Below are 14262 nucleotides of genomic sequence, written 5' to 3' on the forward strand. Positions count from 1 at the left end.
TCCCTGTGGCGAGGGGATTCATCCCCGCTGGGCTGCAAAGCAGCCCCAAAACCTGCCACCACAGTTTCTACAGGCCCTCCGCGTGTGAGCAAATGACGACTGCTTCGCAGCCGAGCGGGGATAAATCCCCTCACCACAAGGATGTTGTGCACATCCCGGGATGTTGTCTGTGTGACGAAGAAATCCACCTATTCCATAGAACTATTGTGCTCAGAGCCAGTAGGCATCCCAAAGCGGGTAATCACCGAGGTTATCGACCAGCCCGGCTCGCAAAGGATTATTGATGATGTAGCGGGCGAAGGGCTCCAGGTCCTCGCCGTCACGGATCGCACGGTCGTGGTAGCCGGTTTGCCACAGCGGTCCGTGACGTCCGGTTTTTCTGTTAACCGCATGCGCACAGCGAGCCTTTACACCGCCAATGACTTCACCAAGTGAGCCGCGTTGCAATTGCATCAGCCAATGAAAGTGGTCAGGCATGACAACCCAGGCGATGGATTGCGCGACTCCTTGCTCATGAGCCCGGCGCAGTTCGGCAACCAGTAATCGGCCGGTCTGCCAATCTGCAAATACGGGCTGGCGTTCGTGGATGACAGAGGTGACGAAATAGGCACGACCGTTTTCCGAGAAACGACCTTGGCGCAGACGGTGGGAGTTGGGACGGACTGGCATGTGAGCTTCCTTGCATGTGCTCCTGGCTTTTTCAAAGGTTAGTGGTTGGCCACCCCGCTCGGCGCTGCAACTGTTGAGCGAAATTTCTGAATCCGTCGGGCGATTTATCCGTGATCAAGCGCGAGGCGAGACATCACACAGTGGATCAAATGCCCTAGGGCTGAAACATGACGCTGCACCATGTCTGTGCAATACTTCGCGGCTTTTTCAGTGACGACTTTTCCTACGTAATGCAGGTAATGCCTCTCCGCAGAACCCACTATTGCCGAGAGTTGTCGCTGAATGTTGGGACTTTTAGAGTGAAAAATCCTGCCCTGAGCTTTTTATACTGCACGCCCCGCTGATCTTTCAGGCCCGCCCTGCAAGACGCGTCAGCCCACGAAGCAGACGCGGTTTCCTGCCCAGCCAAGGCCTATCGGCCGACGCTTCGAAACCCGGTGGTCATATCCAATAACAAGACGAGGTTGTACCCCTATGCCAGTTGGCAATCCTCTGCCGCACGGCGACACCGCTTCGGGCGGTCCGCTCAAACGTGAACTCGGCGAACGGCATATCCGCCTGATGGCGCTCGGTGCCTGTATCGGCGTCGGCCTGTTTCTCGGCTCGGCCAAAGCCATCCAGATGGCCGGTCCGGCGATCATGCTTTCCTACATCCTTGGCGGTCTGGCGATCCTGGTGATCATGCGCGCCCTTGGCGAAATGGCCGTGCATAACCCGGTGGCCGGTTCGTTCAGCCGCTACGCGCAGGACTATCTCGGTCCGCTGGCAGGCTTTCTCACGGGTTGGAATTACTGGTTTCTGTGGCTGGTGACCTGCGTCGCAGAAATCACTGCGGTGGCGGTGTACATGGGTATCTGGTTCCCGGATGTGCCGCGCTGGATCTGGGCCCTGGCGGCGTTGATCAGCATGGGCTCGATCAACCTGATCGCGGTGAAAGCCTTCGGCGAATTCGAATTCTGGTTCGCCCTGATCAAGATTGTCACCATCATTGCCATGGTTATCGGCGGCGTCGGCATCATCGCCTTCGGTTTCGGCAATGATGGCGTGGCGCTGGGCATTTCCAACCTGTGGGCCCACGGCGGTTTCATGCCCAACGGCGTGACCGGTGTGCTGATGTCGCTGCAAATGGTCATGTTCGCCTACCTCGGTGTCGAGATGATCGGCCTCACCGCCGGTGAAGCGAAGAATCCACAGAAGACCATTCCTGACGCAATCGGCTCGGTGTTCTGGCGGATTCTGCTGTTCTACGTCGGCGCGCTGTTCGTGATTCTGTCGATCTACCCGTGGAACGAAATCGGCACCCAGGGCAGCCCGTTTGTGATGACCTTCGAGCGGCTGGGCATCAAGACCGCCGCCGGTATCATCAACTTCGTGGTGATTACTGCGGCGCTGTCGTCGTGCAACGGCGGCATCTTCAGCACCGGGCGCATGCTCTACAGCCTGGCGCAGAACGGCCAGGCCCCGGCCGGTTTCGCCAAGACCTCGAACAACGGCGTGCCACGCCGCGCGCTGTTGCTGTCAATTGCGGTGTTGCTGTTGGGCGTAGTGCTCAACTATCTGGTGCCGGAAAAAGTCTTCGTCTGGGTCACCTCGATTGCCACCTTCGGTGCGATCTGGACCTGGGTGATGATCCTCCTCGCCCAGCTGAAATTCCGCAAAGGCCTGAGCGCCAGCGAACGTGCCGGGCTCAAGTACAAGATGTGGCTGTACCCGGTCAGTTCATATTTCGCCCTGGCGTTTCTGGTACTGGTGGTCGGCCTGATGGCGTACTTCCCGGATACCCGCGTGGCGCTGTATGTCGGGCCGGCGTTTCTGGTGTTGTTGACGGTGTTGTTTTACGTGTTCAAGTTGCAGCCGACGCAAGTGTCGCAAGGTTCGGTGCGTTCGGTTTCTTGAACCGTAAGTGCGTAAACAACGAAGCCCTGATCGAGAGATCGGGGCTTTTGGGTTTTATGGGCACGGCGTTTAACGGTCAACGCATTGAAATCGCACGCGATGAGCAATTGACACGTGAGTACGACAAGATGACCGCTGGTCGGATAAAGCCCTCTACCTGTAATTTCTGACAGTAGACCGTTTTCAAGCTCCGGCCTAGCTTGGAGGTCCGTCCTCTGGAAGCGGCTGGCAACCACCATGAAAGGATTCTCTGCAACTACCGTTATCGGACTGGCCGATGCGCTCATCCATTGGCAAATATTTTTCGTGCTCTGTCAGGCGGCCGCCCTGAGTCAGGCAGCCAGCAACTTTGCGGCGTTCTGCGTAGCTGCTGCGCTCTCTTTCTATCTGAACATGCTTTATATCTTTGAAAGGGAAACGCCGGTATTTCCCTATCTGATGTTCATCGGCCTGATGGGCGGCGTCAGTTTTGGCGTGGGTGTCATCGCGGACGTCTGGCGCTTGTCCGGGCTGGTGACGGTCGCTTCGTTTTCGCTGGTGAATATTGTTTTAGGGTACTGCGTTTTCCGCTTTGTCCTTTTTAGAGGGCGACGGGCATGAACGTCTCGCTGCCTGACGTACTGCCGATGTCAGCGTCCTGCGCTACTTCAATGCCCTTCGTGGTTGATCTGGACGGGACCCTCCTCAAATCTGATCTGCTGTTCGAATGTGTGATGTCCTTTGTCCGCAGCAAACCATTGCACTGCCTGAAACTCTTACCTTGGCTCTGGCATGGCAAGGCGTATCTGAAAGATCGACTGGCAATGGCGACGGACATCGATGTCGCGACTTTGCCCTATGATCCCGACGCGCTCCGGATGATTGAGGAACAGCGCAATGCCGGTCGGAAAATTGTTCTGGCCACGGCCAGTCATCACACATTGGCGGTACGTATCGCCGAGCACCTGAAGCTCTTTGATGACGTTTTGGGTACGACCCTTGAGCAGAACCTTTCCGGAACGAACAAGCGTGATGTGCTGGTGACGTTATATGGGGAAAAAGGGTTCGATTACATCGGTAACTCGCTGGACGACTTGCCGATTTGGCGCTCGGCCAGACGTGCATATATCGTCAACCCTTTAGCAGGCGTCGAACGCGCCACCCGGCACATGGATAACGTAGTTCAGGTGGTTCAATCTCGGGTTACGTACTTCAGAAGTTTGTACAAGGCCTTGCGCATTCATCAATGGATGAAGAATGTGCTGATTTTCGTTCCCCTTTTTGCCGCGCATCTAATGGCCAATCCGCTGCTGTTGGGGCGCGGCATGCTGGCCTTCATACTTTTCGGCTTGTGTGCATCGAGCGTCTATCTCCTGAATGACTTGCTCGACCTGAACGATGACCGCAAGCACCCGACCAAACGCCACCGACCTTTCGCCAGTGGATCGTTATCTATCCAGTCCGGTCTGGTGGTTTTTCCCCTGCTGTTGTCAGCTTCGTTCATCGGTGCCTGGTTGTGGCTGCCTCATCCATTCGTTGCCGTGCTCGCCTCTTATTACATTTTGACGCTGGTGTATTCGCTGGCGCTGAAGCGGTTGATGGCACTGGATGTGATCGCCTTGGCGCTGCTTTATACCTTGCGCATCATTGCCGGTGGCGCCGCGTTTGGCCTCGACCTGACGGGGTGGATGCTGGCTTTTTCCATGTTCATGTTTTTGAGCCTCGCGCTGGTCAAGCGCTATGCCGAGCTGTTGCTGGCGCTGCACAGCGGCATCACCGGTAAGACCGGCGGCCGCGACTACTTTCCTGCGGACCTGGCAATGCTCTCCTCTTTGGGGGCCGCATCCGGTTATCTCGCCGTCCTGGTGTTAGCGCTTTACATCCATGACAGCGTGACTACCCAGCTGTACACATCTCCCCGATGGCTCTGGTTTGCCTGCCCATTGATGCTGCTCTGGATCACCCGTATCTGGCTCCTGACGCATCGCGGCCGCATGAATGAGGATCCGGTGGTTTTCGCACTGCGTGATCGCTTGAGTCTGGTGATGGGAACGGCGTTCTGTCTGATTTTCTGGATGGCGGCATGATGGCCTCGCTGGCTTCCTGGGGAAACTATCCCCATGCCCCTCAGAGTGGTCGTCCCTGCCACTGGCAAGCGGATATCAGACCGCAGTGGCAGCATTTGATCGAATCTCACGGGACAACGTTACCGTTTGGCAATGGCCGCAGCTATGGCGATAGCTGCATGGCCGCAAGCGATCATGTGCTGCAATTACGCCCCCTGAACCGCTTCATCGAAGCCGATTGGGAAAAGGGTGAGATCTGCGCAGAAGCGGGTGTGACACTGGGCGAGATTCTGCAATTGGCCATTCCCCGCGGCTGGTTTTTACGCGTCACGCCCGGTACGCGGCACGTAACGCTGGGTGGGGCGGTGGCCAATGACGTCCACGGGAAAAATCACCATCGCTGCGGCACGTTTGCTCATTCGCTGGTGTGTTTCGAACTGCACCGATCCGTGCAATCGCCGATGGTCTGTTCGCTGCGGGAAAATCCTCAGTGGTTTGCTGCAACGATCGGCGGGCTCGGCCTGACGGGCGTGATTACCTGGGTGCGCATTCGTCTGCGCAAGATCCAGTCGAGCCTGATCGACAGCACACGGGTGCGTTTTGACTGTCTGGATGATTTTTTTGCCCTGTCGGCCGACATGGATGCGCAGCATGAATACAGCGTCGCGTGGATCGATTGCCTGGCCAAGGGCAATGCGCTAGGGCGCGGATGCTTCACGGCTGGTGATCATTGCGTGGCGGGGCCCCTTGAGGTCGCTGCACCACGTTCTCTGTCTGTCCCGATCCGCCCTCCGGTATCGCTGATCAATTCGCTCACCTTGAAACTGTTCAACGATCACTACTGGAAACGGCAGCCAGCGAACGGACAACATCAAAAGGTTGGCTACAGCTCGTTTTTCTATCCGCTGGACCGTATCGAAAACTGGAATCGCATCTACGGACGCAGAGGTTTCCAGCAATTTCAGTGCGTATTGCCGGCCTCGGTTGCAGCCGTGGCACTGGCCGAATTACTCAAGTCGATTGCGCGTAGCGGCAGTGGCTCTTTCCTCGCGGTACTCAAGCGTTGTGGCGACATTCCTTCGCCGGGATGGCTTTCCTTTCCTATGCCCGGTACTTCATTGGCGCTGGACTTTCCACACGACATAGATCTGCCGAAAAAACTTCTGCCGCGGCTCGACGCCATCGTGCGGGAAGCAGGCGGTCGTTTGTATCCAGCCAAGGACGCTCACATGAGCGGCAGCGATTTTCGCCAGGCCTATCCCGCCTGGGAGCAACTGGAAGCGATGCGCGATCCAACCCTGATGTCCCGTTTCTGGCAGCGAGTCACGCGATGAAAAAAATACTGATTGTGGGCGCCACCTCGGCGATTGCCTGCGCTTGCGCACGATTGTGGGCGGCTGATCGCAGCGAATTGTTCCTGGTCGGCAGGGATGCGCAAAAGCTCCAGCAAACCAGTGTCGATCTGCAGGCTCGAGGTGCCAGAGCCGTGACCACGTACGTCATGGACGCCAGTGATATCGCCGCACATCCGGTCATGTACGAGAAGTGCCTGGCGACGTTGCAGACGGTGGATATCTGTCTGATTGCCTATGGCTCGCTGCCAGATCAGTACGCGTGCGAACAACACGTTGAACAGGCCATGGAGCAGTTCGCCAATAACGGCAGTTCAATGATCGCGCTGTTGACGCTGTTGGCAAACCGCATGGCTGTCCAGCAGCACGGCACGCTGGCGGTCATTTCCTCGGTTGCCGGGGATCGAGGACGACCTTCCAATTACCTGTACGGCGCGGCAAAGGCGGCCGTGTCCACGTTCTGCGAAGGCCTGCGGGTACGCTTGTTCAAGGCGGGTGTGCATGTGATCACGATAAAGCCCGGGTTAGTCGACACGCCCATGACGCAAGGGCTGGCGCTGCCCTCCTTGCTTGTAGCGCAACCCGATACGGTTGCCCGGCGAATAGTCAGAGGGATCAATCGACAGGTGGCGGTGCTGTATGTGCCCGGGTTTTGGGGGCTGATCATGTGGCTGATTCGGGTGATGCCGCAGCCGTTGTTCAAGAGGCTGAACCTGTGAATCAGAGACTGATGTTATCCGGGTGGCGCTATCGCGTTTTGATTGGCTCGGTGATCTGCTCCGCCCTCGCTTATCTCGCTGTTTCCCTGTGGGGTGGGTGGTCGGCTGTGAGCGTGGCGGTCAGTCGAGTGGGCTGGTGGCAGTGCGGGCAAATCGTCAGCGTGGTTTTGCTTGGATACGGTCTGCGTTTCTTGCGTTGGCAGGGTTATCTGTCTGCCCTGGGCCACCGGTTGCCCTGGCGGCCGAGCTTGAACATCTACCTGGCCGGATTCGCCCTGACGACTACTCCCGGCAAGGCCGGGGAGGCGTTGCGCGGTGTTTTGCTCAAACGTTTGGAGGTGCCTTACGCACAGAGCTTTGCCGCGCTGTTCAGTGAGCGGCTTGCGGACCTGCTGGCGATGGCGGGCCTGGCATTCTTCGGCTTGAGCGCGCATCCGGAATGGTTGTCGATGATCGTTGCCAGTTTCGTCCTCCTGGCATGCGGTGCATCGATGATGTTTTCCCCAAGCCTTGCCAGCGCGATTGATCGTCGCACTGAGCAACGGCACGACAGATTCTCGCGGTTGCTGGGGCATGCCGTTCAGGTATTGCGTCAGTCGCGCCGCTGTCATTCTCCTCGTCGCGTCATGGGCGCAACGCTATTGAGCCTGCTGGCCTGGGGGCTTGAAGCATTGGCGTTTTACTGGATTTTGCAGGCGATGGGCGCGGACGTGAGGCTGACGTTAGCGATCTTTATTTATGCGGTGGCCATGTTGGCGGGGGCGTTGAGTTTCATGCCGGGCGGCTTGGGCACTGCCGAAGCAGTGATGCTAGCGCTGCTGGTTTCAGGCGGAGTCGGGTTGGCGGATGCGATCGCGGCGACGGTTTTGTTGCGGCTGGTGACGTTGTGGTTGGCGGTCGGGGTGGGGATGCTCGCACTTTTATGGAAGAGGTCGGTAGCCGGTTTTGCTCATGGCTGAGTAACTACTGAGGAGATGAAAATGGACATTGAGTCGCGAAAGTACAAGTTGGCAATGTACCTGTGTCTGACTGGCGCGATTGGATTTGGCCTGTATGTAAGGTTGCGCAACATCGATGCTACTGGCCTGTGGCTGGATGAGGCCTTCAGTGTGTCGGTAAGCGATCCGCAAAATGGATTCTTTGACGTTTATCGAACTACATTGAATGATGTTCATCCTCCCTTTTATCAGATTTTACTGTGGGCTTATTATCATGCTGTCGGATTTGGAGAGCACACAGGGCGGTATCTCTCTGCGGTAATCGGCGTGCTGTTGATTCCCGCTATATTCCTCCTCGGGCGCAAATTGTTTGATGAGCAAATAGGGCTCATCGTTGCGTGGTTGGCATCGGTCAACAGTTTTTTGGTTCAGTATTCGCAAGAGACTCGCTCTTATGCGCTTTTGACGTTGCTTACCGTTTTGTCTTTTGTGGTCTTTTTGCGTTGCTTGAGTCGAGGCAGGGGGCAGGATTTTTTTTGCTACTGGCTGATTTCCGCTGCACTGATAAATACTCATTACTTCGGCTATCTGCCAGTCTTTGCTCAGGTGCTTGTGTTGCTTCGCATGATCTTGCGCAGTGAAGTCCAGAGCCAAGTTATATACAAGTTCGCTTGCGCTGGATTTTTCGCCGCGTTAACCGTGGTTCCTGCTTTATCGTACGCTGAGAGTAGCTTTTCGCGGGAGTTCTGGATTCAACCGCCTGAGGATGTGTTTTTTTTCAAGGTTTTCCTGTCGTATTTTGGAGATTCGTTTTTAGCTGCTTTGTGCGCAGTAATCTTGATTACAGGGCTGGTTTCGATAGCTGGAAATCCTGCAGGCACAAGTACTTACAGGCTGATTATGTTCTGGGGGGTAGTAGGAATTGTGGTGCCCTATGTCTGTTCTGTTTATCTACGGCCGGTGGCGACTATACGCAATTTTATTTTTCTTCTGCCTGCGGTATTGCTGGTAGCTGCGCACGCGGTTGGCAATATAAGAGATGTGACAGTAAAAATTTTAATGCTGGTGGTTTTGATGACATTTTCTGCTACGCCTTTATTCAAGGATGTCAGTTATCTAAGGGATCCTGAAAATCCCTACTCCCGCGAAACGCACATGAGAGATATCGTCATCTCTGTAATGGGTAAGTCAAAGGTGTTGCCAATTTATTCGCTTGATGCGGTTCAGTTTGGCGTCTATTTCAAATTGCTGGAGTCTCCGCTGCTTGTGAATAATTTAGAGAAGCTGAAAGCTGATTTGTCGTTGCCCGGTCGCCCAAAAGATTTTTATGTTCTGGAAACGAACTATGGTGCTGGCTTTGCTCAGGAAGTCGAACTTTTGCAAAGATACGAAGCAAAAATTATCGATAAGGAAGAAATAGGTCATGTGCGTTTATTCAAGATACGTACGTTTGCACCATGATCGGTAAGGGTGTGCATTCCGAATGGAAATGCACACCTTTCAGCCGTTACGCAGCGACGACTTCTGCCGGCTCAAAACTGTCCGCCCGCGCCATCTGCCACATCCGCGAATAGAACTCGCCATTCACCTCACCGGTGAGCAACTCCCCCGGTTTCAAAAACACGTGCAACTGCGAGAACAGTTTGATCTCGGTCGCCGACATGCGCCGCACCAGATGCTTGGCCGACAGTTGCGATGGATGATCGAGCCCGGCGGCAGCGAGCATCTCCGCCAGCGCTTTGAGCGTGCTGCGATGGAAGTTGTAGACGCGCTGGGCCTTGTCCGGCACCACCAGAGCGCGCTGGCGCAGGGCGTCCTGGGTGGCGACGCCGGTCGGGCATTTGTTGGTGTGGCACGACTGTGACTGGATGCAGCCGATGGCGAACATGAAGCCGCGCGCCGAGTTGGCCCAGTCGGCGCCGATGGCCAGCACGCTGGCGATGTCGAAGGCGCTGACGATCTTGCCGCTGGCGCCGAGTTTGATCTTGTCGCGCAGGTTCAGGCCGACCAGGGTGTTGTGCACGAACAACAGGCCTTCGCGCATCGGCACGCCGATGTGGTCGGTGAACTCGACAGGCGCTGCGCCAGTGCCGCCTTCCTTGCCATCGACGACGATGAAGTCGGGAAGAATGCCGGTTTCCAGCATGGCCTTGGCAATGCCCATGAATTCCCACGGATGGCCGAGGCAGAACTTGAAACCCACCGGTTTGCCACCGGACAGCTCACGCAGTTGCTGGATGAACTGCATCATCTCGATCGGCGTGGAAAACGCACTGTGGCGCGACGGCGAAACGCAGTCCTCGCCCATCAGGATGCCGCGGGTTTCAGCAATCTCTTTGGTGACCTTGTGCTTGGGCAGGATCCCGCCGTGGCCGGGTTTGGCGCCCTGGCTCATCTTGATTTCAATCATGCGCACTTGCGGATTCTGTGCCTGTACGGCGAAGCGCTCCGGGTCGAAACGGCCGTCGCTGGTGCGGCAGCCGAAGTAGCCGCTGCCCAGCTCCCAGGTCAGATCGCCGCCGTGTTCGCGGTGATACGGGCTGATGCTGCCTTCACCGGTGTCGTGGGCGAAATTGCCGAGTTTCGCGCCCTGGTTCAGCGCGCGAATGGCGTTGGCGCTGAGCGAGCCGAAGCTCATCGCCGAGATATTGAAGATCGACGCTGAATACGGCTGCGTGCACTGCGGCCCGCCGACAGTGACGCGGAAACCATTCGGGTCGCTCAACGGCGCCGGGCGCATCGAGTGGCCGATGAATTCGAAGCCGGACTGGTAGACGTCGATCAGCGTGCCGAACGGTTTGTCGGCGGTTTCGTTTTTCGCTCGCGAGTACACCAGCGAACGCTGGGCGCGGGAGAAGGGCAGGGCGTCGCTGTCGGACTCGAGCAGGTACTGGCGAATCTCCGGGCGGATACCTTCGACCAGATAACGGATGTTGCCCAGAATCGGATAATTGCGGCGTACTGCATGGCGCGTCTGCAACAGGTCGAACACGCCGAGCAGGCTCAGCACCGCGGTGACGGCGGTGATTGGCCACAGCCAGTCATGTTCGAGAAAGGGCAGGCTGGCGAGGGTGAAAATCACGCAGACGGCAAAGAAGGCGTAGCGGCTCAGCAAAGACAGGCTCATACGGGTTCCTTGGTTCGGACTCAATTTTGTGCAACGGCACGCATTTCTGTGGGAGCGAGCCTGCTCGCGAAGACGGCGGACCAGCCAACCTTGATGTCGGCCATAAGGGCCTCTTCGCGAGCAGGCTCGCTCCCACAAAAAGCGTTAGTCACATTGTTTCAGGCGTTCTGCGCCTGCAGAAAAATCGAAAACAGCTCGGACTGGGATTTGATCCCCAGCTTGCTGTACATGTGTTTCTTATGGACTTTCACGGTTTCCACGGAGATTTCCAGCTTGCGGGCGATTTCTTTGCTGGAACAACCGCTGAGCATCAAACGCCCTACGTCCAGTTCCCGCGCGGTCAATTGGGCGCCCTTGAGCTGTTGCACCGACGCTTCCAGTTGCACCCGCCAGTCTGCCTGCGCAGGTGCGGCGGCGAGGGCCACGGTTTCGTTGATCTCGTACGGCAGACGCTGGCGCAACAGACCCAGTACCCACGGCTGGATCAAAGACAGCAAAGCGATCTGTTCGCCAGTGAAACGTTTTTCACTGCCCAGCGACAGGCACAGCGTGCGCTCGCCCTCGAGCTGGCAATTGAACTGGATTTCGTCGGCCACCACATTCAGACGAAAGTATCGCTGGTAGTACTCGGTCAGCTCGAAATGCTCCGGCGCGACTTCCGAGAGGCGATACAGGCCGGTGCGCGACTGCTCGCGGCAGGCGATGTAGAACGGATCGAGCAGATACAGCCCGCGCAGGTAATCCTGGAACAGCGGGTCCGGGCTGCCGTCCTCGCCGGGGCATTCGGCGAAGACTTGCGGATGCTGATCGGCGCTGAACAGCAGCACCACCCAGCTATCGAACGCCACGTACTGCTCAAGCAGGCGCACCAGTTGCGCCCAGAAATTCGGCTTGTCGAGCGCGTCGATCAATTGCCCGACCGCGCGGTGCCAAGTGATGTCATTCAACGAAAGTGTCATCGATCTACCCCAATCGGGTTACCCCGGCCGCGTGATTCCCTGGCCGGTTGCTTGCTGCGCATACTGGCCCACAGACGGGCACCGGGCAATCTTTCCGGGCCGGGCCACATAACAAGGGATAACCATGAAAGTCGAACTCGCCCAACTGGCGGGCCGTGACAACGACACGGCTTACAACCTGCAACGCGCACTGGCGGCGATTGCTGCCTGCGCGGCCGACACGCAGATGATCGTGTTCCCGGAAACCCACCTGATGGGCTTCCCCAACGCCGAAACCGTGGCGCAGATCGCCGAACCGCTCGACGGCCCGACCGTCAGCGCCGTGCTCGCATCAGCGCGTGAGCGTGACATGGCTGTGGTGATCGGCATGGCCGAAAACGACAACGGCCGCTTCTACAACACCACGCTGCTGATCACTCCCGAAGGCATCGCCCTGAAATACCGCAAGACCCATCTGTGGGCTTCGGATCGCGGCGTGTTCGAGGCCGGCGACCGTTACGCCACCTGCGTGTGGAACGGCGTGCGCGTGGGCCTGTTGATCTGCTACGACATCGAGTTCCCGGAAACCGCCCGCGCCCTGGCGCAACTGGGTGCGGAATTGCTCATCGTCACCAACGGCAACATGGACCCGTACGGCCCGACCCACCGCACCGCGATCATGGCCCGCGCCCAGGAAAACCAGGCGTTTGCGCTGATGGTCAATCGCGTTGATGCAGGGGATGACGGCCTGGTGTTTGCCGGCGGCAGCGCGCTGGTCGATCCGCTGGGTGCGCTGCTGTTCGAGGCCGGGCGCGAAGAAGGGCGGTTCAGGGTCGAGCTGGATTTCACGCAACTGGAGATTGCGCGCAAGGATTATCGCTATCTGGATGATCAGCGTTTGAAGTTGCCGGGGGAGGTGGTGGAGCAGGCTTGCGGTGTTCGCGAGCTATTGATTCCACACCCATAACCGCTGCCCTCACCCTAGCCCTCTCCCGGAGGGAGAGGGGACTGACCGAGGTGTAGTTTCGAAATACATCGACCTGAGATACCGAGTCGAACTCAGATATTGAAGTCCACATAGATCGGCTCCCTTTCCCCCTCGCCCCCTTTGGGGGAGAGGGCTGGGGTGAGGGGGGTAACGATCTTCAGTCGAACAAAAATAATCAGCCACACCCGAAATTTTTGCCGAACCCGGCTCTGCCATAAATCCAATAACATTCGGAGTAAGTCGCCCATGGCTCGTTTGCAACGCACCCTTTCGCTAGGGTCGGTGGTGCTGTTCGGCATCGCCTACATGACGCCGATCATTGTCCTCGGCACTTTCGGCATCCTCGCCCAGTCCACCGCCGGCATGGTGCCGGCCGCCTATCTGGCGGCGCTGGTGGCGATGTTCTTCACCGCCATGAGTTACGGACGCATGGCCGCCGCTTTCCCGGTCGCCGGTTCGGCTTACAGCTATGTGCGCAAGGCGATCAGTCCGAAACTCGGTTTCATTGCCGGCTGGGCGGTGTTGCTCGATTATCTGTTTCTACCGATGGCGATCTGGCTGATCGGCGCCGCTTATCTGGCTTCGGCATTTCCGTCGATCCCGCAATGGATCTGGGTGCTGGCGTTCATCGGCATCACCAGTGCGATCAACATCGTCGGGCTGAAACTGGCTAACGGCATCAACGCCTTGCTGATGCTGGTGCAGTTCCTCGTATTGATTGCCTTCGTTGCGCTGTGCGTGCACTACATCGGCGGCGATGCGAGCACGCCGCTGTGGTCGATCAAACCGTTCTTCAACGGCGACATGCAGATGCCGCTGATCATGAGCGGCGCGGCGATTGCCTGCTATTCATTCCTTGGCTTTGACGCTGTGAGCACCCTGACCGAAGAGACCCGCGATCCACGCCGCACCATTCCCCGGGCGATCATGCTGATCACCCTGATTGGCGGCCTGATCTTCGTCGGCGTTTCGTACTTCGTGCAGATCGCTCATCCATCGTTCCAGTTCGACAGCGTCGACTCGGCAGCCTATGAAATTGCGCGCAATATCGGTGGCGACCTGTTCGTGTCGATCTTCCTGATCGGCCTGATCGTCGGCCAGTTCGCCTCGGGGCTGTCGGCCCAGGCAAGTGGTTCGCGACTGTTGTTCGCCATGGGCCGCGACGGCGTCTTGCCGAAGTCGTTTTTCGGCACCTTGCACGCGCGTTTCGGCACCCCGGTCAACAGCATTCTGTTGTGCGCGGCGGTGGCGTTGCTGGCGCTGAGACTCGACGTTACCACCTCGACCTCGTTCATCAACTTCGGCGCGTTCCTGGCGTTCAGCCTGGTCAACCTGTCGGTGATCTTCCACTACTGGATCGGCGGCGAGAAAAAAGGCCCGCGCGAGTTGCTGCTGTTTTTGCTCTGCCCGCTGATCGGTCTGGTCGCCGACCTCTGGCTGATGGTCAGCCTCGATCATCTGGCGGTGTGGCTGGGGCTGAGCTGGCTGGCGATTGGTGTGGTGTATCTCGCCGTGCTGACCGGTGGTTTCCGCCGGCAGCCGCCGGAACTGGATTTTCAGGAAGCGACCTGAGCTTCGTGGCTTGGCTTC

Annotated in this window: 12 protein-coding genes; 9 read left to right on the plus strand and 3 right to left on the minus strand. The window is 57.7% G+C overall.

The window, feature by feature from the left end:
- Nucleotides 1–210: 210 nt before the first annotated feature.
- Entirely contained in the window at nucleotides 211–669 is a 459-nt protein-coding gene (locus V8J63_RS07115; protein WP_016773369.1) for an REP-associated tyrosine transposase, read from the minus strand.
- Between the two features lie 474 nt (nucleotides 670–1143).
- Between V8J63_RS07115 and V8J63_RS07120 the strand changes: the two genes are divergently transcribed.
- The 7 genes from V8J63_RS07120 (at nucleotide 1144) to V8J63_RS07150 (ending at nucleotide 9080) form a co-directional block, all read left to right on the plus strand.
- Complete coding sequence (locus V8J63_RS07120) at nucleotides 1144–2565, plus strand: amino acid permease (RefSeq protein WP_110646216.1); 1422 nt, start codon at nucleotides 1144–1146, stop codon at nucleotides 2563–2565.
- A 237-nt stretch (nucleotides 2566–2802) separates the two neighbouring features.
- Nucleotides 2803–3165 carry a GtrA family protein gene (locus tag V8J63_RS07125; protein WP_016773371.1) on the plus strand — a complete coding sequence of 121 codons (363 nt, stop codon included), beginning with the start codon at nucleotides 2803–2805 and terminating at the stop codon, nucleotides 3163–3165.
- Nucleotides 3162–4631, plus strand: a complete 1470-nt coding sequence (locus V8J63_RS07130; protein ID WP_241663609.1) for a UbiA family prenyltransferase — start codon at nucleotides 3162–3164, stop codon at nucleotides 4629–4631. Before V8J63_RS07125 ends, V8J63_RS07130 begins: the two co-directional genes overlap by 4 nt.
- Complete coding sequence (locus V8J63_RS07135; RefSeq protein ID WP_130926770.1) at nucleotides 4628–5944, plus strand: FAD-binding oxidoreductase; 1317 nt, start codon at nucleotides 4628–4630, stop codon at nucleotides 5942–5944. The genes V8J63_RS07130 and V8J63_RS07135 overlap by 4 nt, the downstream gene beginning before the upstream one ends.
- Nucleotides 5941–6681 (plus strand): SDR family oxidoreductase, encoded by a 741-nt coding sequence (locus tag V8J63_RS07140; RefSeq protein WP_016773373.1) that lies wholly within the window; start codon nucleotides 5941–5943, stop codon nucleotides 6679–6681. Before V8J63_RS07135 ends, V8J63_RS07140 begins: the two co-directional genes overlap by 4 nt.
- Before the next feature lie 11 nt (nucleotides 6682–6692).
- A complete protein-coding gene (locus V8J63_RS07145) occupies nucleotides 6693–7640 on the plus strand; it encodes a flippase-like domain-containing protein (RefSeq protein ID WP_081489869.1) in 948 nt (315 codons plus the stop codon).
- 21 nt (nucleotides 7641–7661) lie between these two features.
- On the plus strand, nucleotides 7662–9080 hold the full coding sequence (locus V8J63_RS07150) for a glycosyltransferase family 39 protein (protein WP_016773375.1): 1419 nt from the start codon (nucleotides 7662–7664) through the stop codon (nucleotides 9078–9080).
- 46 nt (nucleotides 9081–9126) lie between these two features.
- On the opposite strand, the gene V8J63_RS07155 is transcribed toward V8J63_RS07150, so the two are convergent.
- Together V8J63_RS07155 and V8J63_RS07160 are read right to left on the minus strand one after the other, a co-directional pair.
- Nucleotides 9127–10746, minus strand: a complete 1620-nt coding sequence (locus V8J63_RS07155) for an FMN-binding glutamate synthase family protein (protein WP_016773376.1) — start codon at nucleotides 10744–10746, stop codon at nucleotides 9127–9129.
- Between the two features lie 158 nt (nucleotides 10747–10904).
- The gene (locus V8J63_RS07160) at nucleotides 10905–11705 is read right to left on the minus strand and encodes a helix-turn-helix transcriptional regulator (RefSeq protein WP_024014176.1); all 801 of its coding nucleotides are present in this window, start codon (nucleotides 11703–11705) and stop codon (nucleotides 10905–10907) included.
- Nucleotides 11706–11829: 124 nt separating this feature from the next.
- Here V8J63_RS07160 and V8J63_RS07165 point away from each other — a divergent pair, with 124 nt between their 5' ends.
- Both V8J63_RS07165 and V8J63_RS07170 read left to right on the plus strand, forming a co-directional pair.
- Nucleotides 11830–12651 carry a carbon-nitrogen hydrolase family protein gene (locus V8J63_RS07165; protein ID WP_130926771.1) on the plus strand — a complete coding sequence of 274 codons (822 nt, stop codon included), beginning with the start codon at nucleotides 11830–11832 and terminating at the stop codon, nucleotides 12649–12651.
- A 267-nt stretch (nucleotides 12652–12918) separates the two neighbouring features.
- On the plus strand, nucleotides 12919–14244 hold the full coding sequence (locus tag V8J63_RS07170) for an APC family permease (RefSeq protein ID WP_110603279.1): 1326 nt from the start codon (nucleotides 12919–12921) through the stop codon (nucleotides 14242–14244).
- Nucleotides 14245–14262: the final 18 nt, after the last annotated feature.

The sequence above is a fragment of the Pseudomonas sp. CCNWLW23 genome (assembly GCF_037095675.1).
Lineage (GTDB): Bacteria > Pseudomonadota > Gammaproteobacteria > Pseudomonadales > Pseudomonadaceae > Aquipseudomonas > Aquipseudomonas atacamensis.

Excerpts from the sequence above, each read along its gene's own strand:
- V8J63_RS07115 (WP_016773369.1), bottom strand. The coding sequence starts at position 669 with ATGCCAGTCCGTCCCAACTCCCACCGTCTGCGCCAAGGTCGTTTCTCG.
- V8J63_RS07120 (WP_110646216.1), top strand. The coding sequence starts at position 1,144 with ATGCCAGTTGGCAATCCTCTGCCGCACGGCGACACCGCTTCGGGCGGT.
- V8J63_RS07125 (WP_016773371.1), top strand. The coding sequence starts at position 2,803 with ATGAAAGGATTCTCTGCAACTACCGTTATCGGACTGGCCGATGCGCTC.
- V8J63_RS07130 (WP_241663609.1), top strand. The coding sequence starts at position 3,162 with ATGAACGTCTCGCTGCCTGACGTACTGCCGATGTCAGCGTCCTGCGCT.
- V8J63_RS07135 (WP_130926770.1), top strand. The coding sequence starts at position 4,628 with ATGATGGCCTCGCTGGCTTCCTGGGGAAACTATCCCCATGCCCCTCAG.
- V8J63_RS07140 (WP_016773373.1), top strand. The coding sequence starts at position 5,941 with ATGAAAAAAATACTGATTGTGGGCGCCACCTCGGCGATTGCCTGCGCT.
- V8J63_RS07145 (WP_081489869.1), top strand. The coding sequence starts at position 6,693 with ATGTTATCCGGGTGGCGCTATCGCGTTTTGATTGGCTCGGTGATCTGC.
- V8J63_RS07150 (WP_016773375.1), top strand. The coding sequence starts at position 7,662 with ATGGACATTGAGTCGCGAAAGTACAAGTTGGCAATGTACCTGTGTCTG.
- V8J63_RS07155 (WP_016773376.1), bottom strand. The coding sequence starts at position 10,746 with ATGAGCCTGTCTTTGCTGAGCCGCTACGCCTTCTTTGCCGTCTGCGTG.
- V8J63_RS07160 (WP_024014176.1), bottom strand. The coding sequence starts at position 11,705 with ATGACACTTTCGTTGAATGACATCACTTGGCACCGCGCGGTCGGGCAA.
- V8J63_RS07165 (WP_130926771.1), top strand. The coding sequence starts at position 11,830 with ATGAAAGTCGAACTCGCCCAACTGGCGGGCCGTGACAACGACACGGCT.
- V8J63_RS07170 (WP_110603279.1), top strand. The coding sequence starts at position 12,919 with ATGGCTCGTTTGCAACGCACCCTTTCGCTAGGGTCGGTGGTGCTGTTC.